Genomic DNA, 26,404 nt, shown 5'->3' with positions numbered 1-26,404 from the left:
CCTCACCCCCGTGTCCCCACGGGGGACGGCTTAAACGTTTCACTGACCAGGGAGATTTACCGGAATTTCCGATCAAGTGGTGCGCCGGGCCTGGGTGAGTTGGCATGATTACCTCCACAAACTCCAGACGCGTACCCCTCACCTCAGCGTCCGCACATTTAGCAAGAGGATCGGCCCCGTGTCCCAGCCGCTCACCGGTCAGCGCCCCCGCACAGAACTGATCGCAGAGCTCTACGACCGCCATGCCGCCGGGCTGTTCGCGTACTGCGCCGACCAGCTCGGCGATCCGGGCGCCGCGTCCGACGTCCTGGCGTCCGTGCTCGCCGGCGTCCCCGACGTCGCCCCGCCCCGTGCCGCCCTGTACGCCTACGCCCGCCGCCAGATCCACCGGCGGGACGTCGTCTACGCCCCGCCCGTCGTGGACCCGCTCATCGACCCGGCCTCGGCGCTGGTCGAGCGCGTGCTGCGCGAGCTACGCCCGCAGCAGCGCGAGGTGCTGGTGCTGTGCGCGGTGTGCGGGCTGAGCCGGGCCGAGCTGGCCTGGGTGCTCGACGTCGCCCCCGACACCGCCGACGAGCTCGCCTTCGGAGCGGGCCACCGGTTCCGCGAGGTCCTGGACATGGCCCTGACCGCGCTGGCCGGCGGTCGGGTGTCGAAGCCGGTCGCCGACGTCCACGGCGCGCTCGCGGTCGCGCCGCTGCGCGACGTCCTGGGGCGTCTGCCCTGGCCGGAGCCGCCCGCGATCCTGCGTGTGCACTTCGCGGGATCGGTGCCGGCCGAGCCGGGGCCGCTGTTCGTCAAGCCGCTCTGGCCCGCGCCGCCGCAGTGGCCGCTGCCGCTCGCCGAGGCCGACCCGGCGACCAGCACCGGGATCTTCCCGGCGGACCTGCTCGCGCCGCCGCCCGCCGGGCGGCCGTCCGTGCACGAGGCGACGACCGCGCCGATGCCCAAGCTGCGCGACCCGCTCGCGGCACTGGACTCGATGGGGCCGCTGCGGGACCCGGCCGCGCGGGCGGCGGCCGTACGACCGTTCCTGCCCAAGCTCCCGCAACCTGCGCAGCCCGAGCAGCCCCTGCCTGAGGTCGCGGCCCCGTCCGCCGGGCCGTTCAGCACGGGGGACTTCACCGCGCCACCCGCCGCTCCGGCCGAGGGCCGGGTGGCGGGCGCCGTCGTTCCCCCGCCCGGGGAGCGGCCCTTCTTCCTGGCCGCGCCCATACCCGCGGACGTGCTGGACGACGAGCCCATCACCCAGGAGATGCCCGCGATCAGGGACGTTCCGGCGCGTCAGGACCCGGCCCCCGCTCCCCGGCGTCCCCTGACGGCGCAGCAGCCGGGCAAGGAGACGGCGCCGCTGTTCACCCCGAGGTCCAGGGCCGCCGCCGAGCCGGTCTACCGCATGCCCGCCCCCGAGTCACCCCATGACCCGGCCCCATCCGCCCCGGCGCCGTCCCATCCGGCCCTGTCCGACTCGGCCCTGTCCGACCCGGCCCTGTCCGACTCGGCCCTGTCCGACTCGGCCCTGTCCGACTCGGCCCTGTCCGATGATGCGGCGCCGTCCGGGCGCAGTCGTGCGGCGGACTTCGCGTTCGAGCTCGCCCGCGAGCTCGAGGCCGACCGCGCGCGCTACCCGGACCCCACGCGCGACCTCCAGGGCCCGTCCCGGCGGAAACCCGGCGCCGAGCCGGCCCGCTCGCCGGGGAGAGGCGGCGCCAAGCCCGGCGCCCGCAAGCAGCCGGCGGGCAAGAAGAAGGCCGCGGCCAGGAAGAAGGCGCTCAAGCGGCGCAGGGAACGGCACTACGACTGGGCCTGGGAGTTGATCGGGTTCCTGATCTGCGTGGCCATCGCGATGATCGTGTTCTTCTCCGTGCCGATGTTCATGGGCCCGTGAGCGCCTACATGGTGTTGACGATCAGCCCGATGTGGGTGAAGTAGTTCAGCGCGCCGAACAGCAGGAACGCCGCCCCGGCGATCCCCCAGCACACCCCGGTGACGGTCGTCACCGGGCCACCCCTGGCCCGCAGCGCGAACGGGAACAGCACCGCCCCCACCCCGACCAGCACGTACAGGCCGGAGATGAAGGTGGCCTCCAGCAGCGGCAGGTCGGCGAAGGCCCCCGAGATCGGCTCCTGCGGCGGCGCGGCGAACAGCGTGTACGTCCACCCCGCCGCCGCGATGCCGAAGCAGGCCAGCCCCATACCGAAGACGAACAGCGAGATCGGCCCGGCCGTGCGCGCCACCAGCTTGCGCCGGTCGGGCGCCACGGTGCTCAGCCCCCAGCGTTTCCACAGGTAGAGCGCGGCGGCCAGCAGCAACACGCCGAACGCCAGCGAGGGTTCCCCGAAGATGATGTTGTCGAACGGGAAACCCTGCCCGGCCAGCGGCCAGGTGAGCGTCATGTGCAGCCCGGTGACCGCCAGGACGGCCCCGACCGCGCCGAACGCCAGCGCCCAGCCGTCCACGTGCTCCAGCGGGTCGCCCCTGAGCAGCCGGCGGCCGAAGGAGACCACGAGCAGCAACCCGACGCCGGCGGCGACCGCCATGATCGTGTTGTAGGTGGGCATCCTGGCCCAGTCGATCTTCAACTCCGGCTGTGCCAGGACCTCCCAGAATCCACCCATACAGGGATGATTACCCTATGCACCTTTCTCTTAACTGACCGTCACGACGCCGACAGGATCAGGCCGCTCGTCGGCACCCCGGTCCCCGCCGTGACCAGGACGTTCCGCGTCCCGGCCACCTGGTTGGCGGCCGTCCCCCTGATCTGCCGGACCGCCTCGGCGATGCCGTTCATGCCGTGGATGTACGCCTCGCCCAGCTGGCCGCCGTGCGGGTTGACGGGCAGGCGGCCGTCCAGCTCGATGCCGCCGTCCCGCAGGTAGTCGGGGGCCTCGCCGCGTCCGCAGAAGCCCAGCTCCTCCAGCTGGGCCAGGACGAACGGGGTGAAGTGGTCGTACAGGATGGCCGTCTGGATGTCCGCCGGGGACAGCCCGGACATCTTCCACAGTTGCCGGCCGACGACCGACATCTCCGGAAGGCCGCTCATGTCGTCCCGGTAGTAGCTCGTCATCATCATCTGGCCCGCGCCCGCCCCCTGCGCCGCCGCCGCGATCACCGCGGGCGACCTGCGCAGGTCGTGGGCGCGTTCGGCGGACGTCACGACCAGGGCCACCGCGCCGTCGCTCTCCTGGCAGCAGTCGAGCAGGTGCAGCGGCTCCACGATCCACCGGGACGCCTGGTGCTCCGCCAGCGTGATCGGCCGCCCGTGGAACCAGGCGGCCGGGTTGGTGGCGGCGTGCCGGCGCATGGCCACCGCCACCCGCCCGAAGTCCTCCGACGTCGCCCCGAACTCGTGCATGTACCGCCGCGCGAACATGGCGACCCACGCGGCCGGGGTCATCAGCCCGTACGGCACGTGCCAGCTCATCTCCAGGCCCTGGGAGGTGGGCTCCCCGGTCAGCCGGGCGTTCGGCTGGCCGAAGCGGCGGCCCGAGCGCTCGTTGAAGGCCCGGTAGCAGACCACCGTCCTGGCCATGCCGGTGGCCACGGCCATCGCCGCGTGCGCGACCGTGCCGCAGGCCGCGCCGCCGCCGTACTCGACGCGGGAGAAGAAGGTGAGGTCGCCGATGCCGGTCTCCCGGGCGACGGCGATCTCCTGGTTGGCATCCTGGGTGTAGGTGACCATGCCGTCCACCTCGGACGGCGGCACCCCGGCGTCGTCCAGGGCGGCGAGCACGGCCTCGGCCGCCAGCCGCAGCTCCGACCGGCCGGAGTCCTTGCTGAACTCGGTGGCCCCGATGCCCGCGATCGCGGCCCGCCCGCTCGGCATCACGCGCTCCCGGGCAGGACGAACGTGACGGTGCCGGTGGCGTGGTCGCCCAGGCTCACCCTGCCGCGCACCTGCGCGGTGTACCGGTCGCCGTCGCGCTCGACGATCACGCCGCTGAAGCTCAGCCGGTCCCCCGCGTACGCCGGGACGCCCAGTTTGACGTTGATGCTGGTGATGACCGCCTCCGGGCCCGTCCAGTCGGTGACGTAGCGTTCCACCAGGCCCATGGTGGTGAGGATGTTGAGGAAGATGTCCTTCGAGCCCTGTGCGCGGGCCTTGGCGGTGTCGTGGTGCACGGGGGTGAAGTCCCTGGTGGCCAGGGCGGTGGCGATCACCGTCGTGGGGGTCAGGTCCACGGCCAGCTCGGGCAGGGCCGTTCCGGCGGCGGGGGTCACGGCTCCTCCGGCGTCCACATCGGCAGGACGAGCTCGTCGTCCATCGACCGGTACGTCACCCGCAGGGCCATCCCGACCTCCACCTTCTCGACCGGGCAGTCCACGACGTTGCCCACGATCCGTACTCCTTCCGGCAGTTCCACCACGCCCACCACGAACGGGACCTCGCGCCCCGGCACCGGCGGATGGTGGTGGACGACGTAGCTGTAGAGGGTGCCGCGGCCGCTCACGACGACGTGCGACCGGTTCCCCGAGCGGCAGTTCGGGCACATCGGGCCGGGCGGATGGCGCAGCTCCCCGCAGTCCGCGCAGCTCTGGACGCGCAGCTCGCCGTTCCGCGCCCCCTCCCAGAAGAACGCGGTGTCCGCGTTGACCGCCGGCCGCAGCGGGTACGGCTCCCGCTCGCGCGGGGCGGGCGCCTTCGGGCGGAACTTCAGCACCCGGAAGAGCATCTCGGCGACCGGCTGGTCGTCGTCGCCGTACCAGGTGACGTTCCAGGTGGCGAAGTAGCCCTCGCCCAGGGCGGTGCGCTTCGGCCCGGCCAGCGACGTGCAGCGGGTGCCGGGGGTCAGCAGCTCGCCGATCCTGGCGTACCGGTGGTAGGTCTGCTCGCAGTTGGTCGCCACGACGCCGGTGAAGCCGGCGGCGTCGAGCGCGGCCAGCAGGTCGTCCACCGGCGAGCGGTCCTTGGCCTGCGACCCCGGCCCCTGCATGGTCCACACCTGGGCCATCGCGGGCGGGGCCACGCCCTCCTGCAGGTAACGCGGGTTGGCGTCGCCCATGGCCGCCAGCCAGTGGCGGATCATGGGCGCGTTCACCGGGTCGGCGGCCGGGGTGCCGCGCAGCTCCCCCATCGCCATCTGCTTGCCGGCCAGCTCGTGCAGCTCCGCGTCGGTCATCGGGTCGGTCATCGGGTCGGTCATCGCGTCGGTCATCGCGTCGGTCATCGGTTCGGTCATCGCGGCGGCCTCGGCAGGCTCAGGCCGAGCATCGCGATCAGCTCGCGCTGCACCTCATTGACCCCGCCGCCGAACGTCAGCACCACCGCGCCCTTGACGGCGTGGTCCATGCGTTCGGCCAGCTCGGCCGTCTCCGGGTCCGACGGGTCGCCGTATCTGGACACGACGTCGCAGACCAGGCGGCCGATCTCCTGCATGCGCTCGGAGCCGTAGATCTTGGTGGCCGAGGCGTCGGGCGCGCCCAGCCAGCCGAGGTCCATGTTCGCCGCCACCTGCCAGTTGAGCAGCTCGTTCGTACGGAAGGCGGCCCACACCCGGGCGAGGGCACGGCGTACGTCCGGGTTGTCGGTCAGCCCGGCGTGCCTGGCCCAGGCCAGGAAGCGGTCGTAGGTCTGGCCGAGGTTGCCGGCCGGGCCGAGGGTGACACGTTCGTGGTTGAGCTGGTTGACGATCAGGTCCCAGCCGCGGTCCACCTCGCCCACCACCATGTCCACCGGGACGCGCACGTCGGAGTAGTAGGTGGAGTTCGTGTGGTGGCGGCCGTCCATGGTGACGATCGGCGTCCAGGAGAAGCCGGGGTCGTCGGTGGCGGCGATCATCATCGTGATGCCCTTGTGCTTCTTGGCCTCGGGGTTCGTCCGGGCGGCCAGCCAGATGTACTGGGCGTAGTGCGCGCCGCTGGTGAAGATCTTCTGGCCGTTGACGACGTAGTGGTCGCCGTCCAGCACCGCCGTGGTGCGCAGGGAGGCCAGGTCGGTGCCGGCCTCGGGCTCGCTGTAGCCGATCGCGAAGTGGCACTCGCCGGCCAGGATGCGCGGCAGGAACCGGTCCTTCTGCGCCCGGGTGCCGTACTGCATCAGCGTCGGCCCCACCGTCTGCACGGTGATGATCGGGTACGGCACCCCGGCGCGGGCGATCTCGTTGGCGAAGATCTGCTGCTCCAGGGGGCCGTACCCGCCCCCGCCGTACTCCTTGGGCCAGCCCAGCCCGAGCTTGCCGTCGCGGCCGAGCCGGCGGCAGTGCTCCATGTACGCCTCGCCGAACGGGTCGTCGGCGATCTTCGCGCGGTCCTCGGCGGTCAGGCAGCCGCGGAAGTACTCGCGCAGCTCGTCGCGGAGCGCGCGCTGCTCCCGGGTCAGGTCGATCAGCATCAGACGAGGGCTCCGATCAGGTCGAGCTGGGCGTCGGCGCCGCCGAGCAGGTGGGACAGGTGCTTGGCCTGCGCGAAGTGGCGGTGCAGCGGGTAGGTGACGTCGAGCCCGAGGCCGCCGTGCAGGTGCTGGCAGGTGTAGAGCGCCTTGACGGCCTCGCAGACGTGGAACGCGGCCAGCGCCACGTCCTCGTCGGCGGGCAGGCCCTCGGCCAGCCGCCACGCCGCCGACCACATGGCCACGTCGAGGGCCCGTCCGGCGATGTAGACGTCGGCGATCTGCATGGTCACGGCCTGGAACTCGGCCAGCGCCCGGCCGAACTGCCGTCTCGTCCTGATGTAGGAGGTGGTCAGGTCGAGCGCCCCGGCCAGGACGCCGCTCGCCTGCGCGGCGACGGCCACGGTGAGCAGGCGTCCGGCGTCGGCGGCGGCCTCGGGCCCGGCCACCGCCTCGGCGGGCGTGCCGTCCAGCAGGACCGTGGCGGCCGGTTCGCCGGTCGAGGTGAACTCGGGGCTCACGGGCGGCGACGTCACCAGGAACAGCCCCTCGTCCGCGGTGACCAGGACGTCGTCCGCCGGGTACGGCACCGCGACCTTGCGCCCGGTCAGCGACCAGCCGTCGCCCTCGCGGCGGGCCGCCGTGGCAGGCGGATCGGCCGGGGCCCGGCCGGGCTCGCGCCGGGCCAGGGTGCCGCGCGTGACCCGCCCTCGCTGGTCAGGGCTGCCGTGCCGGGCCAGGGCCAGCGTGCTCACCAGGACGGGCAACGCCGGTACGGCCGCCGCCCGCGCACCCACCTCGCGCAGCACCACGGCCATCTCGACCGGGCCGAGCCCGGCGCCGCCCGCCTCCTCGGACGCGCACACGCCCAGGAGCCCGGCCTGCCACAGCGCGTCCTCGGCCGCCGAACCGCCCTCCCCCTGCTTGGCCGCCGAACTGCCCTCCCCCTGCTTGGCCGCCGGGCCGCCCTCCCCCTGCTTGGCCAGCACTTCGGCGGTCAGCTTCTTCAGGTCCTGCTGGGTCTCGTCCAGGTTGAAATCCATCAGCTCTCCAAGAGGTGGTGCCTGCCGTGCTCGACGAACTCGTCCTCGATCGCCTTGACGTCCACGCCGGTCAGGGGGCGTAATCCGGCAGGGGAGCGCCACCAGACGGGGTCGCCGGTCCGCCACGCCTCCTTGGCCAGGATCCGCTTGATGACCTTGTGGGAGGGGGTCTGCGGAAGTTCACTACAAATCCGGATATAGCGGGGTAAGGACTTGGGGCCCAGGTCGGTACGCCCGGCCAGGAACGCGGTGAACGCCTCGGCGTCGAAGGGGCCGTCCAGGACCAGCGCCGCCATCACCTGGTCGCCGGCCGCCGCGTCCGGCACCGGATAGACGGCCGCCTCCACCACGCCGCCGAACTCCCGCAGGGCGGCCTCCACGGGGGCGACGGCCAGGTTCTCGCCGTCCACGCGCAGGCGTTCGGTGCCGCGTCCGGCGAAGAAGACGTGGCCGGCGGGGTCGGCGTAGGCCAGGTCGCCGGACCAGAACGCGCCGTTCCTGACGCGTTCGGCGTCCGCGTCCGGGTCGTTGTAGTAGCCCTCGAACAGGCCGGGGCCGGCGGTGTTGACCAGCTCGCCGACGGCCTCGTCCGGGTTGAGCAGGCGGCCGCCCTCGATATGGGCGGGCGGGCACGGGCGTCCGGTGGCGGGGTCGAGGATCTCCACGCCCGCGCCCAGCCTGCCCAGGCTGCCGGGCGGGGCGCCGGGGTCGGGGCTGAAGGAGATGGCCGTCTCGGTGGAGCCGAAGGCGTCGATCACCCGGCAGCCGAACCGCTCGCCGAACCGCCTGGTCGCCACCGCGCTGCCCTCGTTGCCGAAGGCGATCCTGAGGGGGTTGTCGGCGTCGTCCGGGCGTTCGGGGGTGGCCAGGACGTAGGAGAGCGCCTTGCCGACGTAGTGCAGGTAGGTGCAGCCGTGCCGCCGTACGTCCGGCAGCAGGCCGGAGGCCGAGAACCGCCTGCGCACGGCCAGCGCCGCCCCCGAGGCCACGGCCGGGGCGTAGGCGGCCATCAGGGCTCCGGAGTGGAACAGCGGCATCGAGCAGTAGACGACGTCCTCGGGCGTGAGCAGCGCGGCCAGGCTCAGCCCCGGCAGTGCCAGTTTGCGCTGCGTGATCCGGACGGCCCTGGGCCGGCCGGAGGTCCCCGACGTGAAGATCAGCATCACCAGGTCGCCGGGAGCGGCCTCGCCGGGCCGCCCGCCGCCCTCCCCCAGGGACGACACCAGGGACAGCGGCACGCTCTCCACGCCCAGCGCCTCGGCGACCGACGCGGCCGGGCCCGCGAAGGGGGCGTCCCAGAGCAGGAGGTCCACGTCGGTGGCGCGGGCGTCGCGGACCAGCTCCTCGGCCGGGCGCGTCGGGTTCAGCGCGACCAGCACGTGCCCGTCGAGCGCCGCCCCGCCGAGCAGGAGGAGCAGCTCCGGGACGTTCTCCGCCAGCACGCCCACGTGCAGACCCGCGCCGCGCCCGCTCAGCCAGGCCGCCGCCGCCCGGCAGCGGGCGACGTGCTCGCGCCACGACCACACCGCGCCCTCGAACATCAGCCCAGGTCGGTCGTCCTGCGCCCGGTCGAGGAGCAGGGCCGCCAGCGTCTGCGCGATCATCGAGCCTCCAGCAAGCGCTAGGTAAGCCGAATGGCAAACTAGAACAGATTCTAATATCTGTCCAGTACCGATCCTCTGCACAATGTTCCGACATAGTCCTGTAACGCCTTAGACATGGGCCAATACGGCCTGTTTGTGACTCGCGAGTAACAAGCCGCGTTGCCGAGAAATCAGATAACGTGTTCTTATGCGTACCTCGCCCGGGACATTCTCCGCGCCCCCCAGCGACACCGAGGGTGCCGCCGAGGGCCGCGCCGCGGCGGGCGGTCGCAGCGTCCGCACCCGCAGCCAGCACCAACGCCGCAAGCGCATCGTCCAGGCCGCCGCCGCGCTGGCCTCGCGCGGCGGCGTCGAGGCGATGCAGATGCGCACGGTCGCCGAACGCGCCGGCGTGGCGCTGGGCACGCTCTACCGCTACTTCCCGTCCAAGATGGACCTGGTCGTGGCGGTCGTGGGCGAGGAGATCGACCTGCTGGAGAGCAGCATCGAGCGCCGCCCGCCCGGGGCCTCCACGCCGGCCAGCCGGGCCGTCGACGTGCTCATGCGGGCCACGCGGGGGCTGATGCGCGAGCCGGAGCTGGCCGACGCACTGATCCGGTCGTTGATCATGGCCGAGGTCCAGACACCGTTCGGCGACCGCATGACGGGCCTGCTGCTGCGGGTGTCCGCCGACGGGCTGACGATCGACCAGGCCGGCGAGGAGCAGCTCGACCTCGCGGGCTCGCTGGCCAGCGTGTGGGTGCAGGAGCTGCTGGAGATGTTGCGGGGGCGGCGCACGTACGACCAGATCCAGCGGCGCATCGAGACCGCCGCGAATCGCCTGCTGGCCGGCATCTAACCCCTTCCGGACATCTCCGTCATGCCCTAATCGGCTTTTTGTCGGTGGCGGAAGCTATACAGGGGGGCATGAGCGACAAGCCGACGAGCGAAGACTTCCTCCGGCTGGCCGATCCGATGCGGCGCGAGCTGTTCGCACACTGCTACCGCATGCTGGGGTCGGTGCACGACGCCGAGGATCTCGTACAGGAGACCTATCTGCGGGCCTGGCGGGGCTACGACGGGTTCGAGGGGCGGTCGTCGCTGCGCACGTGGCTCTACCGCATCGCCACCACCGCCTGCCTGACCGCGCTCGACAGCCGCGGCCGGCGGCCCCTGCCGACCGGCCTCGGCGCCCCGAGCACCGAGGCGACCGCGCCGCTGGTCCAGGACGGCGAGGTGCCCTGGCTGGAGCCGGTGCCCGACACGCTGGCCGGGATCGAGGCGGCCGACGACCCCGCCTCGATCGTGACCTCGCGCGAGAGCATCCGGCTCGCGCTCGTCGCCGCGCTCCAGCACCTGCCGCCCCGCCAGCGCGCCGTGCTGATCCTGCGCGACGTGCTCAGATGGCGGGCGGCCGAGGTCGCCGAGGCGGTCGGCCTGTCCACGGCGGCCGTCAACAGCATCCTGCAGCGGGCCCGCGCGCAGCTCAGCGAGGTCTCGCCGAGCCTCGACGACCAGGTCGAGCCGCTCTCCGCCGAGCAGCGCCACCTGCTCGACCGCTACGTCGCCGCCTTCGAGAACTACGACGTCGACGAGCTGGTCTCGCTGTTCACCAAAGACGCGATCTGGGAGATGCCCCCCTACGTGGGCTGGTACGAAGGCCCCGACGCGATCGGCGAGCTCGTGTCCACCCAGTGCCCCGCCAGCCGGCCGCACGACCTCAGGCTGCTCCCCGTGGCCGCCAACGGCCAGCCCGCGTTCGCCGTCTACTTCCGCGAGGACGACGTCTACCGCCGCTTCGCCATCATGGTGCTGGCGTTGCGCGAAGAAGGCATCAACCACGTCGCCATGTTCTTCGACCTGCGGCTTTTCGACACTTTCGGGCTACGTGCCGAGCTCCCCGCCGGAAGCGAGCCTTCCACCAGAAAGTAGAACGCGTTACAGTCGCGGCCAGAGCAACGTTCTGGAGGCGACTGTGGGCACACCTGTGATCGTCGAGGCCGTTCGCACGCCCATCGGCAAGCGGGCGGGATGGTTGTCGGAGCTCAAGCCGCAGCAGGTGCTGGCCGCGGCACTGAACGGCCTGGTCCAGCGCGCCGGCGTCGATCCGGCCACGGTCGGCCAGATGTTCGCCGGCTGCGTCACGCAGGCCGGCGAGCAGGGCGGCCACGTCGGCCGCCACTCGTGGCTCTACGCCGGGCTCCCCTACCAGACGGGGGTCACCACGCTCGACGCCCAGTGCGGCTCCTCGCAGCAGGCCGTGCACCTGGCGGCGGCGATGATCAGGGCGGGCGTCATCGAGGCCGGCGTCGGATGCGGGGTCGAGATGATGAGCAGGGCGCCGCTCGGCAGCAACGTGCGCCCCGCGCGGCCGCGCCCCGACGACTGGAGCATCGACCTGCCCGACCAGTTCACCGCGGCCGAACGCATCGCCCGGCGGCGGGGGCTGACCAGGGAGCGGCTCGACTGGTTCGGCGCTCGGTCGCAGCGCCTGGCGGCCAAGGCGTGGGCCGACGGGCGGTTCGAGCGGGAGATCGTGCCCGTCGGATCCGTCCGCAGGGACCAGGGGTTACGCGAGACCACGGTCGAGAGCCTGGCCGGGCTCAAGCCGGTCGCCGAGGGCGCCCTGCACACCGCGGGCACGTCCTCGCAGATCTCCGACGGCGCGGCCGCCGTGCTGGTGACGAGCGAGCAGGAGGCCCGCCGGCAGGGGCTGCGGCCCAGGGCGCGCATCCTGGCGCAGGCGCTCGTCGGCGCCGAGCCCCACTATCATCTCGACGGTCCCGTGGAGGCGACCGCGAAGGTGCTGACGGCGGCCGGGATGACCATGGGCGACATCGACAGGTTCGAGGTGAACGAGGCGTTCGCGTCCGTGGTGCTCTCGTGGGCCGCGGTGCACGAGCCCGACCTCGACCGGGTCAACGTCAACGGCGGGGCCATCGCGCTCGGCCATCCCGTCGGGGCCACCGGCGCCCGGCTCATCACCACCGCCCTGCACGAGCTCGAACGCTCCGACACCACCACCGCGCTGGTCACGATGTGCGCGGGCGGTGCGCTGGCCACGGCGACGATCCTCGAACGCCTGGCCTGATCCACCATTCAACGCACGTGCTCGATCGGGGGAACCGGTGGGGAAGACCAGGCGCAGGCCGTACTCGGAACAGCGGCCGCAGGAGCTCGGCGGCGGGGTGTGGAGCGTGCCGGTGCCCATCCCGGGCAACCCGCTCGGCTACACGCTCGTCTACGCCGTCGAGTCGCCGCGCGGGCCGGTGCTGGTGGACGCCGGATGGAACCATCCCGACGCCTGGGAGGCGCTCAGCGGCGGCCTGGCCGCGCTCGGGCTCGACGTCGCGGCCGTGAGCGGCGTGGTCGTCACCCACTTCCACCCCGACCACGCCGGGCTGGCCGGGCAGGTCAAGGAGGCGTCCGGGGCCTGGATCGCCATGCACGAGGAGGACGCCGCGCTGGTCCGGCTCATGCACCGGTTCGCCGCGGAGGAGCACGCGAGCTTCCAGTCCGACATGCTCAGGCGGGCCGGCGCCGACCCCGGCGAGGTGCGCGAGGCGATGGGCACCCGGCCGACGCCGCCCGCGCTGCCCGACCGCGAGCTGCGCGACGGCGACCTGGTGGAGCTGCCGGGCCGCAAGCTACGCGCCGTGCACACCCCCGGCCACACGCCGGGCCACATCTGCCTGCACCTGGAGGACGCCGACCGGCTGTTCACCGGCGACCACGTCCTTCCCGACATCACCCCGCACATCGGGATCTATCCCTACGACCGGGACGACATCGATCCGCTGGGCGACTTCCTGGACTCGCTCGACCGGGTCGGCGAGCTGGGCCCCCTCGACGCCCTGCCGGCACACGAGTGGATATTTCCCGATGTTGCCGCGCGCGCCGCCGAGATCCGCCACCATCACGAGGAGAAGCTGATCCGGTTGCGCACCCTCATGGCCGAGCGGTCGCGACCGCTGACCATCTGGGAGGTCGCCTCGATGATGACCTGGAACCGGCCCTGGGACGACCTGGCCCCCGTGCTGCGCGGCATGGCGGCCGGCGAGGCCGCGGCCCATCTGCGCACCCTGGAGACCCGGGGCCTGATCCGCCGCGTTCCGGACGTCGATCCCGTACGCTTCCAGGCTCTAGACTCCTAGACATCCGATGTCTAGGGAGAAGAGTGTGGCGGTCACCGACGCGGCCATCGACAAGATCAAGCAGATGATCCTCTCCGGGGAGCTGACCCCGGGCGACCGTCTGCCGAAGGAGGCCGACCTCGCCGAGCGGCTCGGGCTGTCGCGCAACTCGCTGCGCGAGGCCGTGCGCGCGCTCGCTCTGATCAACGTGCTCGACGTGCGCCAAGGCGATGGCACGTACGTCACCAGCCTGGAGCCGCACCTGCTGCTCGACACCATGTCGTTCGTGCTCGACCTGCACCGCGACGACACGGTGATCCAGTTCTTCGAGGTGCGGCGCATCCTCGAGCCGGCCGCGACGGCCCTCGCCACCGAGCTGATGCGCGACGAGGACATCGAGGAGCTGCGGCGCATCCTCGACTCGCTGCCCGCGCAGCCGACGGTCGAGGAGCTGGTCGCCAACGACCTGGAGTTCCATCAGCGCATCGCGCGCGGGTCGGGCAACAGCGTGCTCTGCTCGTTCATCGAGAGCCTGTCAGGTCCGACCACTCGGGCCCGGGTGTGGCGCGGCCTCACCCAGGAGGGCGCGATGGAGAAGACCCGCGAGCAGCACACCGCGATCTACGAGGCCATCGCCGCCCGTCAGCCGGACGTGGCGCGGTCGTGGGCCACCGTGCACGTGGCGGGCGTGGAGGCGTGGCTGCGCAAGGCCCTCGACTGATCGGCACGCGCGACCGTTCCCCGGGTAGTAACCGTGTCGTGGCCGACAAACTGGAGCGATACCGCAGCAAACGCGACCCCAGCCGCACCCCCGAGCCCGTACCCGCCACCCCTCCCGAGGACGGTGGCGGCGCCGCGTTCGTCATCCAGGAGCACCACGCCCGGTCCCTGCACTGGGACCTGCGGCTGGAACGCGACGGCGTGCTGGCCTCCTGGGCGGTCCCCAAGGGCCTGCCCGCCGACCCCGGCACCAACCACCTGGCGGTGCACACCGAGGACCATCCGATGGAGTACCTCACCTTCCACGGCGAGATCCCCAAGGGCGAGTACGGCGGCGGCACCATGACCGTCTGGGACACCGGCACGTACGAGACCGAGAAGTGGTCCGAGCGCGAGGTCAAGTTCGTCCTGCACGGCCGGCGGGCCTCCGGGCGGTTCGTGCTGTTCCGGACGCGGGGCAAGAACTGGATGATCCACCGCATGGACGCCCCCGTCCGCGACCCGTTCCCCGACGTGGAGCCCATGCTGCCCACCGAGCGCGCCCGGCCGCCCAGGGACGCCGCCGCCTACGCCTTCGAGTTCGCCTGGGGCGGACGCCGGCTCCTGGTCCCCGTCGACGGCGGACGCACGACGGCCGCCCGCGAGCATCCCTGGCTGCGCCCGCTGGCCGAGTCGTTCGGCAGCCGGACGGCGGTGCTGGACGGCGAGGTGGTCACGCTGGCCGGAACCGAGATCCTGGTCGTGCACGACCTGCTGTACGACGAGGGCCGCTCCCTGCTGGACGAGCCGTTCGCCGACCGGCGGGCCGCCCTGGAGTCGCTGGGGCTGGCCGGCCCCCGCTGGCAGACCGCCCCCTCGTGGCCCGGCGAGGCCGGCGCGGTCCGGCAGGCGGCGCGCGAGCAGGGTCTGCCCGGCGTGGTGGCCAAACGCCTGGACTCCCGCTACGAGTCCGGCACGTCCACGTACTGGCTGTTCATCCCCTCCTGAGGCCGGCAAGCCCGGAGAGCACAGCGCGGAGCGGTACTTGGACGCGGAAGATGTGCCGGATCGCCTGCTGTGATGGCCCCTCATCCAGACATGGGGGGATCCATGCAGAACATCCGCTTACGCCGGACGGTGCTGATCTTGGCGTGCGCCGTCGTGCCCTTCCTGGGCGCCGGAGCCGCCTCGGCGGTCACCGCCTCCGGCCCCGACCTCACCCGGCAGTCCGCCGACGCCGGGGGCAAACCGCCGTCCAGGGACTCGACCGGCCCGCGCGGCCAGGTCCCCGGCGGCTTCGCGAGCTGGGACGCGCTCTTCACCGAGCAGACCCGGCTGAACGCCGTCGCCGACCGCGTCACGGCCGTGGCCGAGACCTCCGACGGGTACGGCGGCGTGGTCGTCGCGCCCGAGAACCACGAGGTCCGCCTGTACTGGAAGGGCCAGGTGCCCGCGCCCGTGCGGGCCCTGGTCGACGAGGGCCGGCTGACCGCTCCGATCTCCGTGCTCCCGTCCGCCTTCTCCTACGCCGACCTCCTCGCCGAGGCCGACAGGTGGAGCGAGTCCGGGCAGGTGACGGGCGCCGCCCCGGCGGCCGACGGGAGCGGCGTGCGGCTGTCGGTCCCGGACGAGGACACCGCCCCCGACCAGCTCCAGCGGCCCGGCGGCGCCACCGCGCCGATCACGCTGGAGCGCGGCGAGCGCTTCGACCCGGCCTACAGCAGGCAGGACGACGTCCCGAGCTACTACGCGGGCGGCCGGACCTGGAACGCCAGGACCGGCTCCGGCTGCACCTCGGGGTTCGCCGTCTATGACAAGAACGGCAATCCCGGCTTCCTGACCGCCGCCCACTGCGGGGAGTTCTGGGACTCCTTCTACGACGGCGGCGGCTCGGGCAGCCCGGCGAACCGCATGGGCGACCTGCAGTGGCGGCTGCCCAAGCGGGACGCCGCGATCGTCCTGGCCGACGCCACGGCCAACGTCTTCGACGGCGGTCCCGCGGCCTCCACCAGCAACCGGGTGGTCGCGTTGTGGAAGGCGTACGTCGGCAACTTCGTGTGCAACTCGGGGGCGTCACTGGGCGAGTACTGCCTGATCAAGGTGACCGAGACCGGGTGGAGCGGCACGTACACGAACGGGCAGTACGTCAAGCACATGGTCAGGGCCAAGAGCGTCGTCGGCGGCTGCGCCGTGGCCCACGGCGACAGCGGCGGCCCGGTCTACTCCTACACCAACTGGTTCGACGACGTCGCGGCGCAGGGCATCACGTCGGCCGTCAGCAAGCCGGTCTCCTGCGGCGGCCTGGACGGCGGCCGGGTGATCGTCTTCTCCCGGGTGTGGGACGTGGCGCTGGCCTTCGGCGCGTACGTACAGGTGCACTGAACGAGGACGGCGGCCGGGCGGGGGCCCGGCCGCGGTCAGCTCAGCAGGCCCTCGCCGGCCAGCTCCAGCCACAGGTCCTCGGGGACCGGGCAGGACCACAGCGCGGCGTTGGCCAGGACCTCCTCGGGCGCGCGGGCGCCCAGCACGATCGAGGCGACCGCCGGATGGCGCAGCGGGAAGGCCATGGCCGCCTGCGGCAGGCAGACGCCGTGGCGCTCGCAGACGGCGGCGATCCGGGCGGCCCGGTCCAGCAGCGGCGCCGGCGCGGGCGCGTAGTCGAAGGTGCCCGACGGGGCCGGCGTGGCCAGGAGGCCGCTGTTGAAGACCCCGGCGGCCAGCACCCGGACGCCGCGTTCGGCGCATTCGTCCAGCAGCGGCAGCCCCGACTGGTCGAGCAGCGTGTAGCGGCCGGCGAGCATGACGACGTCGACGCCGGTCTCCCGGACGAAGCGCAGCGGCGCCTGCCACTGGTTCATCCCGACACCGATCGCCTTGACCACGCCCTGCTCCCGCAGCTCGGCCAGCGCCGGGTACGCCTCGGTCAGCGCCTGCTCCAGGTGGTCGTCGGGGTCGTGGATGAGCGCGATGTCGATCTCCGGCAGGCCGAGCCGGGCCAGGGAGTCCTCCAGGGAGTCGCGCACGCCGTCGGCCGAGAAGTCCCATTCGCGGCCCAGCCCGACCGGGACGTCGAACATCTCGTCGTCGTCGCGCACCTGCGAGGGCACCACCAGCCGGCCCACCTTCGTGGACAGGACGTAGCCCGACCGCTCCGCGAGCGCGGCGCCCAGGCGCCGCTCGGACAGCCCCAGCCCGTAGTGGGGCGCGGTGTCGAAAAGGCGCACGCCGCTGTCCCAGGCCGCGTCGACCGTGGCCCGCGCCTGCTCGCCGGAGACCGCCTGGTACAGGTTGCCGAGCGGGGCGCCGCCGAGGCCGACGCGGGGCAGGTCGATCACGTCAGCTCCCACACCTGTCGCAGGCCGCCCGCCGACTTGTCGAAGTCGCCGTCGAGCAGGCGGTTCATCTGGCGCTGCCAGGCCTGGTCGGCGGGGTCGTCCTTGAGCGCGGCCTGCAGCGCGGCGTAGTCCTCGACCTCCACGAAGTGGAACAGGTCAAGGCCGTCGCGCCAGATGCGCCACGAGATCACGCCGTTGGCGCGCATGGCGGACTCCAGAGCGGCCGGGATCTCGGCGTGCTCCCGGTCGTAGGTCTCCTCGCACCCGGGCCGGAGCCTGGTGCGCAGGGCGAGGCGTTCCATCAGTCCTGCGCCTTTCCGCCGGCGATCCTGCTGATGATCAGTGCGATGAGAATGATGCCACCGTAGATGACCGGTTGCCAGAAACCGGAGACCCCGATCAGGGTGAGGATGTTCTGGACCAGGCCGATCACCAGCACGCCGGTCAGCGCGCCGAGGACGGTGCCCTTGCCGCCGTCCATGCTGACGCCGCCGATGACGGCCGCGGCGAAGACCATGAAGATCCAGCCGTCGCCCATCTCGTTGCCGATCGCGCCGAGGCGCCCGGTCTCCAGGATGCCGGCCGTGGCGGCCAGGATCCCGCCGAGGACGAACACGCCGAACAGCACGCGGTCCACCCGGACGCCGGCGGCGCGGGCGGCGTCGGCGTTGCCGCCGATCGCGTACAGGGAGCGGCCGAGCCTGAGGTAGGTCAGGCTGAAGACGCCGGCGGCGAACAGCAGCGCGGCGATCCAGATGGCGGCGGGCAGGCCGAGCCAGGTGGCGCTGCCGAGGTAGAGCATCGAGTCGGGGAGCTGGAACAGCGTCTTGCCCTGGGTGAGCCCCTGCTGGAGGCCGTCCACGATGATCAGCATGGCCAGCGTGACGATGAACGCCGAGAGCTGGAACCTGATGATCAGGAACCCGTTGAACGCGCCGATGGCCGCGCCCACGAGCAGGGCCAGCGGGATCACCAGCCAGCCCGGCAGCCCGAGGCCGAACCCGCCCGCCGAGGCCGGGACGACCAGCATCACGGCGATGCCGGGCGCGGTGCCGACCGTCGACTCCAGCGACAGGTCGAACTTCCCGGCGATCAGGATCATCGCCTCGGCCAGCACGAGCAGCGAGATCGCCGCCTGCTGCTGCAGGACGTTCGTCAGGTTGCCCGCCGTCAGGAAGGTCGGGTCGAGGAACGCGCCCACGACGAGCAGGAGCAGGATCACCGGCACCAGGGTCAGGTCGCGGAACCGGGCCAGCCTCAGCCGGGGGGCCGGAGCAGTCAAAGTGGTCACTCTTGTATGCCTTCCATCACGGCCACGAGCTCGTGGTCGGTCCAGCCACGCGGCACGTCCTTGACGACCCTGCCGTGGAACATCACCAGCACCCGGTCGCAGATGCGCAGGTCGTCGAGCTCGTCGGAGACCACGACGGCCCCCGCGCCCCGGCCGACCGCGTCCTCGACCGCGCCGAGCAGGGCCTGCTTGGCCTTGACGTCGACGCCCGCGGTCGGGTTGATCACGACCAGCGCCCTCGGGTCGTCCACGAGCGCCCGCGCGAACACGACCTTCTGCGCGTTCCCGCCGGACAGGTCGCCGACGGGCTGGTCGGGCCCCTCGGTCTTGATGTCCAGGCTCTCGATCATCTGGACGGCCCTGGCCCGGCGCCGCGCGGGCGAGACGATGCCGTAGGCGCCCAGTTTGTGGGCGATCGGCAGGGTCGCGTTCTCCCCCACCGACAACATCGGCACGAAACCCTCGTGGTGCCGGTCCTCGGGCACGAACCCGAGCCCGGCACGCATGGCGGCGGGCACGTCGCCCGGCCTGACCCGGGTGCCGTCGATCGTGACCACGCCCGTGTCCGGCTTGCGCAGCCCGACCAGGGTCTCGGCCAAGCCGACCTTGCCGCTGCTCGCCGAGCCCGCCAGACCCACGACCTCGCCGGACCTGACCGAGATGTCCACGTCCTGGTAGCGGCCGGTCAGCGACAGGCCCGCGCCCGACAACACGACCGCCTCGCCCGGCACGCGCTGCCGGGCCTCGTAGGCGGCCGTGGCCTCGCCGGTCATCGCGTCCACCAGCTCGTCCTGGGGGAACCCGGCGACCGGCCGGGTCACGATGTGCCGGGCGTCGCGGAAGACCGTGACGCTCTGGCAGATCTCGTACACCTCGTCCAGGTGATGCGAGATGTACATCATCGTGACGCCCTGCTCGCGCAGCGAGCGCATGCGGGTGAACAGCCGCTCGATGGCAGGGCCGTCGAGCCTGGCGGTGGGCTCGTCGAGGATGATGAACCGGGCGCCGAACGACAGCGCCCGCGCGATCTCCACGAGCTGCCGCTGCTCGACACCCAGCTCGCCGGCCAGCGCCTGCGGGTCGACGTCGACCTCGTAGGTGTCCAGCAGCTCGCGCGCCTTGGCCCGCAGCGCCCGCCAGTTGATCACCCGGCCGCGGCCGGTCTGGCGGTTGACGAACAGGTTCTCCGCGACCGTCAGCGCCGGGATGATCGTGGACTTCTGGTACACGCAGGCGACACGCTGCCGCCAGGCGTCGCGGTCGGCCAGGGCGGGCGCCGCCTCTCCCGAGAACAGCACCTCGCCCTCGTCCGGCCGCTGGAGCCCGGTGAGGATCGACACGAGAGTGGACTTCCCCGCGCCGTTCCGGCCGACGAGGGCGTGGGTCTGGCCCTCGGCGATGGCGATCTCCGCGCCGTTCAGCGCGGTGGTCGGGCCGAAACGCTTGACGACATTTCGGGCTTCAACGTGATATTTCATCACTTGACCTGGTTACCCCAGAGGTTCTGGTCGTCCACGTTGTCCTTCGTCACCAGCGGCGCCGGGAGCTGGTCCTCGAAGCCGTTGGGCAGCTGGATGATGTTGCTGCCGTGGTCGGTCGGGCCCGGCTGGAACGTCTTGCCGTCGACCGCCGCCTTGGCGTAGAAGATCGCGTACCGGGCGTAGAGGTCGGCCGGCTGCGACACCGTGGCGTCGATGTTGCCCTTGCGGATCTCCTCGAACTCCTGCGGGATGCCGTCGTTGGAGACCACGAAGACGTGCTTGGGGTCGGTCGGCGGGACCAGCAGGTTCTTCTGCTTGAGCACCTGCAGCGTCGGGGCCAGGTGCACACCGCCGGCGTGCATGTAGATGCCCTTGATGTCCGGGTTCTGCTCCAGGCGGGTCTGGAGCATGGACGCCGCCTTGCTGCCCTCCCACTCGGTCGGCTCGCTGAACACCGTGATGCCGGGGAACTTGCTCTTCATGCACTCGTTGAACGCCTCGGACCTGTCGCGGCCGTTGATCGAGCTGAGCGCGCCCTCGAGCTGCACGACCTTGCCCTTGCCGCCGAGCTTCTCGCCGAGGAACTCGCACGCCTTGGTGCCGTACGCGCGGTTGTCGGCGCGTACGACCATGTAGACCTTGCCCTTGTCGGGCCGGGTGTCCACGGTGACCACGGGGATCTTCTTGTTCTCCAGCTGCTGGAGCGTGTTGGCGATGGCGCCGGTGTCCTGGGGGGCCATGACGATCGCCTTGGCGCCCTGGCCAACCAGCGCCTGCACGTTGTTGACCAGCTTGGAGACGTCGTTCTGGGAGTTGGTGGCGGGCATCAGGTCGGCCTTGAGCTCGGTCGCCATCTGCGGGACGTACTTCATGTAGGAGTTCCAGAAGTCGGAGTCGGCGCGCGGGTGGTCGATGCCCACCTTGCCGCCGCCTCCCCCTTCCGCCGAGGAGCCGCTGGTGCCGTTCGTGCCGCTGGAGCCGCAGGCGGCGACGACCGCCAGCAGGGCCGCGCTCGCGACCACCGGACCGATCTTCATGGGGGGTTACCTTCCTTGGTTGGTTGGCCGGAGCCGCAGCCCCTGCATGCCGCCGTCGACCGCGAGCGCGGTGCCGGTGGTCGCGGCGGCCTCGGGACCTGCCAGATAGACGATCGCGGCGGCGACCTCCTCGGCGCTGACCAGGCGGCCCATGGGCTGCCTGGCGTTCAGCGCCGCTCGTTCGGCCTGCGGATCGTCGGCCGAGTCGAGCAGCCGCCCCACCCACGGGGTGTCGGCGGTGCCCGGGTTGACGCAGTTGACGCGGATGCCCTCGCGGACGTGGTCGGCGGCCATGGCGAGGGTCAGCGACAACACCGCGCCCTTGGTCGCGCTGTAGAGCGCCCGGTCCGGCAGCCCCGCGGTGGCCGCGATCGAGCAGGTGTTGACGATGGCCGGGTGCTCCGACCTGCGCAGGTACGGCAGGGCCGCCCGGCTCACCCGGACGATGCCGAACACGTTGACCTCGAAGACCTTCCGCCACTCCTCGTCCGGGTTGTCCTCGACCGTGCCCTGGGCGCCGACGCCCGCGTTGTTGATCACGATGTCGATGCCGCCGAGCCGTTCCGCGGCCTCGGCCACCGCCACCCGCACGGACGCGTCGTCCGCCACGTCCGCCTTGATCCCCACGAAGGGGTCGCCGGGCGGGGCGAGGTCGAGGCAGGCGACCTTCATGCCGCGCGCCGCGAGCAGGGTGGCGGTGGCCAGGCCGATGCCTGAACCGCCGCCGGTCACGATGGCCTTGAGCGTCATGACGTGGCCCTCCATACCTGGCCGTCGGGGAAGGAGTGGGCGGCGATCGACGCCGCGTGCATCTCGGCGCTGAAGCCGGAGGCCATGGGGGCGGTGTAGCGGCCGTGGTCGATGACGACCGGGTGCACGAAGTGCTCGTGGAGGTGGTCGACGTACTCGATCACCCGGCCGTCCATCGTGCCGGTGATCGCCACGTAGTCGAACATCGACAGGTGCTGCACCAGCTCGCACAGCCCGACGCCGCCCGCGTGCGGACAGACCGGCACGCCGAACTTGGCCGCGAGCAGCAGGATCGCCAGGTTCTCGTTGACCCCGCCGACCCTGGCCGCGTCGATCTGCAGGTAGGAGATCGCGCCGGCCTGGAGGAGCTGCTTGAAGACGATGCGGTTCTGGACGTGCTCGCCGGTGGCGACCGCGACCGGCCTGATGCCCTCGGCGATGGCGGCGTGGCCGAGCACGTCGTCAGGGCTGGTCGGCTCCTCCACCCAGTGCGGCCGGTACGGGCTCAGCGCGCCGACCCACTCGATGGCCGAGGCGACGTCCCAGCGCTGGTTGGCGTCGATCGCGATCGGGTAGTCGGGGCCGCAGACCTCGCGGGCCACGCGGAAGCGGCGCAGGTCGTCGTCGAGGTCGGCGCCGACCTTGAGCTTGATCTGGCCGAAGCCCTGGTCGAGGGCCTCCTTGCAGAGGCGTCGCAGTTTGTCGTCGTCGTAGCCGAGCCAGCCGGGGGAGGTGGTGTAGGCGGGGTAGCCGGTCTCGATGAGCCGCTGGATCCGCTCCTCCTTCCCCCCTTCCGCATTTTTCAGGATCTGGAGGGCTTCGTCCTGGGTGAGCGCGTCGCTCAGGTAGCGGAAGTCGATCAGCCCGACGATCTCCTCGGGCGACATCTCCGCCAGCAGCCGCCACACCGGCTTGCCCGCCCGCCTGGCCTTCAGGTCCCACAGGGCGTTGACCACGGCGGAGATCGCCATGTGCATGACGCCCTTCTCCGGCCCCAGCCACCGCAGCTGCGAGTCGTTGACCAGCTCTTTGTACAGCGCGCCGAGGTCTTCGACGTCCCGGCCGAGCACGTACGGCTCAAGCGCCCGGATCGCTCCGGTCTGCACGTCGTTGCCGCGTCCGATGGTGAACGCGAACCCGTGCCCCTCGACCCCGTCGTCGGTCTTCAGCACCACGTAGGCGGCGGAGTAGTCGGGGTCCGGATTCATCGCGTCCGACCCGTCCAGCTCCCGCGACGTGGGGAAACGCACGTCGTGCGTCTCCAGCGCGACGATCCTGTACGCCATCAGGCCTGCCCCACCGTCTGCCGCTGGCGGCCGAGCCCGTCGATCTCCAGCTCCATCACGTCGCCCGCACGCAGGTACGGCTGGCCGGGCATGCCCATCGCGACCCCGGCCGGGGTGCCGGTGTTGATCACGTCACCGGGTTCGAGCACCATGAACCGGCTCAGGTACCGCACGATCTCGGCCACGTCGAAGATCATGTCCTTGGTGCCGCCGTCCTGGCGCGGCTCGCCGTTCACCCGGAGGCGCAACCCCAGGCTCTGCGGGTCGCCGACCTCGTCCGCCGTCACCAGCCAGGGACCCAGCGGGTTGAACGTCTCGCACGACTTGCCCTTGTCCCACTGGCCGCCGCGTTCGAGCTGGAACTCGCGCTCGGAGACGTCGTTGGAGATCGCGTACCCGGCGATCACGTCGAGGGCCTCGTCCCGGCTGTCGAGGTAGCGGGCCCGCCGGCCGATCACGACCGCCAGTTCCACCTCCCAGTCGGTCTTCACGCTGCCACGCGGCACCAGCACCTCGTCGTACGGGCCGATCACGGTGTTGGCGGCCTTCATGAACACCACGGGCTCGGCGGGCGGCTCCGCACCGGACTCGGCGGCATGGTCGCGGTAGTTCAGGCCGATGCAGACCACCTTGCCCGGCCGGGCGATCGGCGCGCCCACCCGCAGCCCGGCGGCATCGACGACGGGCAGGTCGCCGCGCTCCAGCGCGTCACGTACGCGCGCCACTCCCCCGGAGGCGAGGAAAGCCCCGTCGATCTCGGGCTCCCCGATGTCGCGCAGGGTGCCGGAGGCGTCCATCACCACCGGCCGCTCCTGTCCGACAGGTCCCACTCGCAGCAGCTTCACACCGCACCCTTCACTTATTCATCGGATGTCTGTGCTTCAGATGCTGCTGCGACATGGCGGCGCGTGTCAAGGGCGTACAAGCGGATACATCCGATCCGTAACCCACAACGACACCTCGAACCCCGACCTATCGCCTCCCTCAGCCCCGAGAGCTCCGAAGATTCCCCTCTTTCGTCGCTTGCATCACCTTGAAAAACATCGGAGGTACCCCTCACTCCCCTTCCCACTCCGCAGCCCCTGACCGCCCCACACTCGGACGCCTGGATCGAGGGAACTCCGGCGCGGTCACGCCGGCGGGAACGCCCCACCAGCGTCCGACCGGATTCGGCCAGGAGACGCTGGTCGGCGTGCAGTGCACGTGGGGAACGGGGATGGGCATTCGGCCACGTCCGGACGGTCGAAGTCTGGTGCGTGCCATGGTCGTCGGACGACGTGCACCCGCAGGTGAGCCGGCTGCGGGAGTCGAAGGACTTCAGCGGCCCGGCTCGTAAGTGCTGGGCCCAGGGCGGCACGCCTCCTGCTCTCGCGCTCCCTTCCCTCGCCGGAGCAGTAACAACCCGCTGACGGTGAGCGCGCAGGCCAGGATGACGAGTTGCACGACGTAATGGACGGCCTCCGTCGGGAGGAGCAGGTTGCCGGTGTGCAGGCCGGTGTGCACGCCGACCGCCATCCACACCGTCCCCGTACGCGCCCGCGCCGCCGCGCACGCGAAGCCGAGTGCGACGGCCTGCAGTATGTAGAGCAGCCGTTCGGCGGGCGAGTCGGCCGGGCTGTTGGAGAGGATGTGCAGCGCGCCGAACCCCACCGACACCACGATCAGCACGGCTCTCGGCGACAACCGGGCCGACAACGTGTCGAACAGGTGCCCTCGCCACAGTAACTCCTCCGGGAAGGCCTGACTGAGCAGGGCGAACGCGATGCCGTACGGCACCAGCCCCAGATTGGCGAAGATCATCTCTTTCGGCGCCAAGGACGTCACGCCGAACGCCAGCGACAACAAGATGGCGGCCATCGTGGGGACCGCGCCCGCCACGACCCCCAGCAACAGCTGCGGCACGGCCCGCCGGGACCGTTCCATGCCCACCCCGGCCCAGGACTGGCCGCCGAGGAAACGCCGGATCAGATAGACCAGCCCGAGCGCGGCCAGCGTGATGCCGATCATGCCGAGCGGCCGGTAGAGGGGATGGTCGGAGGCCAGCAGCAGGGTCGCAGGGGCGGTGCCGACGATGACCTGCGCGAACGTGGCGGCCACGGTGATCAGCACTGCCCAGACGGGATGGGTGGCTCTGTTCATGGAAGAACACGCTAGGTAACCGGGCCGGGTCGGCACATCAGCCCGGAGTCTGAATCGGACATGACAAAGGTCATGGGCCTGAGGGAGGATCCCGGCCCTCACGCGCGCGGCTAGAGTCGTCGGGCATGCCTCCCTCTCTGGCCAGGCTGCGTGACCCCGACCGGCCGGCCCTGTTCAGCGTGGTGTTCTGGGTGGTGCTCGCGGGCACTGCGATCGCGTACGCCTCAGACCCGGGAACGCCGGCCCAGATCGTGGTGTTCCATGCCGTCCTGGCGCTCGTGGCCGCGCTGTGGCTGCTGCTGCCCTGGCGGCGCGCCACCGGGTGGCGGCGTCCGGTCGCGCTGGTGTTCCTGCTGGCGACCCTCGCGCTGGGACCGCTGGGATCGGACGGGTCCCACATGCTGCTGACGCTCATCGCCATCGCCAACGTCGCGTTCGTGTACGACATGCGGGCCGCGGCGGTCATCATCGGCTGCCTGAGCGCATTCATGTCCACCTTGGACATCGTCATGTACGACCGGAGTCTGATGCACGCCGCCGGGCAGGCCGTGCCGTTCATCGTGGCCGCCTCGTTCGTGCTCGGCATGACGTCGGCCGTGCTGGAGGCGCGGCGCAGAAGGGCCGAGGCGCAGCGGCTTCTCGCCCGCGTGCGGGAGCTCACGGTCGCGCAGGAGCGGGCGCGGATGGGCGCGGAGATGCACGACTCGATCGGCCACCACCTGACCGTGATCAAGATCAGCCTGGAGAACGCCGGACGCCTACGTTCACGTCGCCCCGAGGCCGCCTGGGACGAGGTGCGGCTGGCCAAGGAGATCAGCGTGGCGGCCCTGGCCGACGCCCGCCGCTGGGTCAGGGCCCTGCGCCCGCTCGAACTGGAGGGCCAGGTCAGCAGCGCGGCGCTGGAGCGGCTGGCGGCCTCGTTCGACGGTACGGGGCTGGCGGTGTCCTTCGCGGTCGAGGGCGAGGAGGTGCCGCTGGAGCCCGACGTGGAGCTGGTGCTCTACCGCGTGCTGCAGGAGGGCCTGACGAACGCCGTCCGGCACGCCGGGGCCCGCCACGTCCGTGGCCGGCTGACCTTCGGCGGCGGGCGAGTGGTCCTGGTGGTCGCCGACGACGGCGCGGGCCGGAGCGCGGACGCACGCGACGGCTTCGGCCTGCGCTCCCTCGCCGAACGCGCCCGCACGGCGGGCGGCACCCTGGTCGCGGGCGACCGCCCGGAAGGCGGCTTCGAGGTACGGGCGGAGCTTCCGGCACGGCTCGGCGAGGTAGCGTCATGACGCGGCGCGAGCACATGCCGGA

The 26,404-nt window shown here is 71.8% G+C and carries 25 protein-coding genes; 9 read left to right on the top strand and 16 right to left on the bottom strand.

Annotation, left to right across the window (positions count from 1 at the left end; all coding sequences use genetic code 11):
* Nucleotides 1-178 precede the first annotated feature (178 nt).
* Nucleotides 179-1,888 carry a sigma factor-like helix-turn-helix DNA-binding protein gene (locus ABZ444_RS28255; protein ID WP_358003002.1) on the top strand — a complete coding sequence of 570 codons (1,710 nt, stop codon included), beginning with the start codon at nt 179-181 and terminating at the stop codon, nt 1,886-1,888.
* Nucleotides 1,889-1,892: 4 nt separating this feature from the next.
* Here the strand turns inward: ABZ444_RS28255 and ABZ444_RS28250 are convergent, their stop codons facing one another.
* The 7 genes from ABZ444_RS28250 to ABZ444_RS28220 are packed head-to-tail and all read right to left on the bottom strand — an operon-like array spanning nt 1,893 to nt 8,975.
* Entirely contained in the window at nt 1,893-2,618 is a 726-nt protein-coding gene (locus tag ABZ444_RS28250) for a DUF981 family protein (protein WP_357973393.1), read from the bottom strand.
* A 41-nt stretch (nt 2,619-2,659) separates the two neighbouring features.
* Nucleotides 2,660-3,826 carry a lipid-transfer protein gene (locus tag ABZ444_RS28245; protein ID WP_358002999.1) on the bottom strand — a complete coding sequence of 389 codons (1,167 nt, stop codon included), beginning with the start codon at nt 3,824-3,826 and terminating at the stop codon, nt 2,660-2,662.
* Complete coding sequence (locus ABZ444_RS28240) at nt 3,826-4,221, bottom strand: MaoC/PaaZ C-terminal domain-containing protein (RefSeq protein ID WP_358002996.1); 396 nt, start codon at nt 4,219-4,221, stop codon at nt 3,826-3,828. The genes ABZ444_RS28245 and ABZ444_RS28240 overlap by 1 nt, the downstream gene beginning before the upstream one ends.
* The gene (locus ABZ444_RS28235) at nt 4,218-5,180 is read right to left on the bottom strand and encodes a bifunctional MaoC family dehydratase N-terminal/OB-fold nucleic acid binding domain-containing protein (RefSeq protein ID WP_358002993.1); all 963 of its coding nucleotides are present in this window, start codon (nt 5,178-5,180) and stop codon (nt 4,218-4,220) included. Before ABZ444_RS28235 ends, ABZ444_RS28240 begins: the two co-directional genes overlap by 4 nt.
* Nucleotides 5,177-6,331 (bottom strand): acyl-CoA dehydrogenase family protein, encoded by a 1,155-nt coding sequence (locus ABZ444_RS28230; protein WP_358002990.1) that lies wholly within the window; start codon nt 6,329-6,331, stop codon nt 5,177-5,179. The genes ABZ444_RS28235 and ABZ444_RS28230 overlap by 4 nt, the downstream gene beginning before the upstream one ends.
* Nucleotides 6,331-7,371, bottom strand: coding sequence for an acyl-CoA dehydrogenase family protein (locus ABZ444_RS28225; RefSeq protein ID WP_358002986.1), 1,041 nt, complete (start codon nt 7,369-7,371; stop codon nt 6,331-6,333). The genes ABZ444_RS28230 and ABZ444_RS28225 overlap by 1 nt, the downstream gene beginning before the upstream one ends.
* Nucleotides 7,371-8,975: an AMP-binding protein gene (locus ABZ444_RS28220; RefSeq protein ID WP_358002983.1), complete on the bottom strand. Its 1,605-nt coding sequence runs from the start codon at nt 8,973-8,975 to the stop codon at nt 7,371-7,373. Before ABZ444_RS28220 ends, ABZ444_RS28225 begins: the two co-directional genes overlap by 1 nt.
* 187 nt (nt 8,976-9,162) lie before the next feature.
* Between ABZ444_RS28220 and ABZ444_RS28215 the strand changes: the two genes are divergently transcribed.
* From ABZ444_RS28215 to ABZ444_RS28185, 7 genes are all read left to right on the top strand, one after another.
* Nucleotides 9,163-9,813 carry a TetR family transcriptional regulator gene (locus ABZ444_RS28215; RefSeq protein WP_358002980.1) on the top strand — a complete coding sequence of 217 codons (651 nt, stop codon included), beginning with the start codon at nt 9,163-9,165 and terminating at the stop codon, nt 9,811-9,813.
* A gap of 68 nt (nt 9,814-9,881) precedes the next feature.
* Nucleotides 9,882-10,886: a sigma-70 family RNA polymerase sigma factor gene (locus ABZ444_RS28210; RefSeq protein ID WP_358002977.1), complete on the top strand. Its 1,005-nt coding sequence runs from the start codon at nt 9,882-9,884 to the stop codon at nt 10,884-10,886.
* A 43-nt stretch (nt 10,887-10,929) separates the two neighbouring features.
* Nucleotides 10,930-12,045 (top strand): steroid 3-ketoacyl-CoA thiolase, encoded by a 1,116-nt coding sequence (locus ABZ444_RS28205; protein ID WP_358002974.1) that lies wholly within the window; start codon nt 10,930-10,932, stop codon nt 12,043-12,045.
* A 37-nt stretch (nt 12,046-12,082) separates the two neighbouring features.
* On the top strand, nt 12,083-13,108 hold the full coding sequence (locus ABZ444_RS28200; protein WP_358002971.1) for an MBL fold metallo-hydrolase: 1,026 nt from the start codon (nt 12,083-12,085) through the stop codon (nt 13,106-13,108).
* A 25-nt stretch (nt 13,109-13,133) separates the two neighbouring features.
* On the top strand, nt 13,134-13,808 hold the full coding sequence (locus tag ABZ444_RS28195; protein ID WP_352322012.1) for a FadR/GntR family transcriptional regulator: 675 nt from the start codon (nt 13,134-13,136) through the stop codon (nt 13,806-13,808).
* A gap of 38 nt (nt 13,809-13,846) precedes the next feature.
* Entirely contained in the window at nt 13,847-14,794 is a 948-nt protein-coding gene (locus ABZ444_RS28190; RefSeq protein ID WP_358002968.1) for a DNA polymerase ligase N-terminal domain-containing protein, read from the top strand.
* A gap of 102 nt (nt 14,795-14,896) precedes the next feature.
* Nucleotides 14,897-16,168, top strand: a complete 1,272-nt coding sequence (locus tag ABZ444_RS28185) for a S1 family peptidase (protein WP_358002965.1) — start codon at nt 14,897-14,899, stop codon at nt 16,166-16,168.
* Between the two features lie 35 nt (nt 16,169-16,203).
* Here the strand turns inward: ABZ444_RS28185 and ABZ444_RS28180 are convergent, their stop codons facing one another.
* The 9 genes from ABZ444_RS28180 to ABZ444_RS28140 form a co-directional block, all read right to left on the bottom strand.
* Nucleotides 16,204-17,121, bottom strand: a complete 918-nt coding sequence (locus ABZ444_RS28180) for an aldo/keto reductase (protein WP_358002962.1) — start codon at nt 17,119-17,121, stop codon at nt 16,204-16,206.
* Nucleotides 17,118-17,423 (bottom strand): L-rhamnose mutarotase, encoded by a 306-nt coding sequence (locus ABZ444_RS28175; protein ID WP_358002959.1) that lies wholly within the window; start codon nt 17,421-17,423, stop codon nt 17,118-17,120. Before ABZ444_RS28175 ends, ABZ444_RS28180 begins: the two co-directional genes overlap by 4 nt.
* Entirely contained in the window at nt 17,423-18,412 is a 990-nt protein-coding gene (locus ABZ444_RS28170; protein WP_358002956.1) for an ABC transporter permease, read from the bottom strand. The genes ABZ444_RS28175 and ABZ444_RS28170 overlap by 1 nt, the downstream gene beginning before the upstream one ends.
* Nucleotides 18,409-19,890 (bottom strand): sugar ABC transporter ATP-binding protein, encoded by a 1,482-nt coding sequence (locus tag ABZ444_RS28165; RefSeq protein WP_358002953.1) that lies wholly within the window; start codon nt 19,888-19,890, stop codon nt 18,409-18,411. Before ABZ444_RS28165 ends, ABZ444_RS28170 begins: the two co-directional genes overlap by 4 nt.
* Complete coding sequence (locus tag ABZ444_RS28160) at nt 19,890-20,930, bottom strand: sugar ABC transporter substrate-binding protein (protein WP_358002950.1); 1,041 nt, start codon at nt 20,928-20,930, stop codon at nt 19,890-19,892. Before ABZ444_RS28160 ends, ABZ444_RS28165 begins: the two co-directional genes overlap by 1 nt.
* 6 nt (nt 20,931-20,936) lie before the next feature.
* On the bottom strand, nt 20,937-21,680 hold the full coding sequence (locus tag ABZ444_RS28155) for an SDR family oxidoreductase (RefSeq protein ID WP_358002947.1): 744 nt from the start codon (nt 21,678-21,680) through the stop codon (nt 20,937-20,939).
* On the bottom strand, nt 21,677-22,966 hold the full coding sequence (locus ABZ444_RS28150; protein WP_358002944.1) for an L-fuconate dehydratase: 1,290 nt from the start codon (nt 22,964-22,966) through the stop codon (nt 21,677-21,679). Before ABZ444_RS28150 ends, ABZ444_RS28155 begins: the two co-directional genes overlap by 4 nt.
* Nucleotides 22,966-23,811 carry a fumarylacetoacetate hydrolase family protein gene (locus ABZ444_RS28145; protein WP_358002941.1) on the bottom strand — a complete coding sequence of 282 codons (846 nt, stop codon included), beginning with the start codon at nt 23,809-23,811 and terminating at the stop codon, nt 22,966-22,968. The genes ABZ444_RS28150 and ABZ444_RS28145 overlap by 1 nt, the downstream gene beginning before the upstream one ends.
* Nucleotides 23,812-24,283: 472 nt before the next feature.
* Nucleotides 24,284-25,105, bottom strand: a complete 822-nt coding sequence (locus ABZ444_RS28140) for a type II CAAX endopeptidase family protein (protein ID WP_358002938.1) — start codon at nt 25,103-25,105, stop codon at nt 24,284-24,286.
* A 125-nt stretch (nt 25,106-25,230) separates the two neighbouring features.
* Between ABZ444_RS28140 and ABZ444_RS28135 the strand changes: the two genes are divergently transcribed.
* Nucleotides 25,231-26,382 carry a sensor histidine kinase gene (locus tag ABZ444_RS28135; RefSeq protein WP_358002935.1) on the top strand — a complete coding sequence of 384 codons (1,152 nt, stop codon included), beginning with the start codon at nt 25,231-25,233 and terminating at the stop codon, nt 26,380-26,382.
* Nucleotides 26,383-26,404: the final 22 nt, after the last annotated feature.

Origin of the sequence: Nonomuraea sp. NPDC005730 (assembly GCF_040630865.1) — a bacterium.
Taxonomy (GTDB): domain Bacteria; phylum Actinomycetota; class Actinomycetes; order Streptosporangiales; family Streptosporangiaceae; genus Nonomuraea.
Note: the sequence above shows the minus strand (reverse complement) of the source record. Positions and strands in the feature narration are given on the sequence as shown.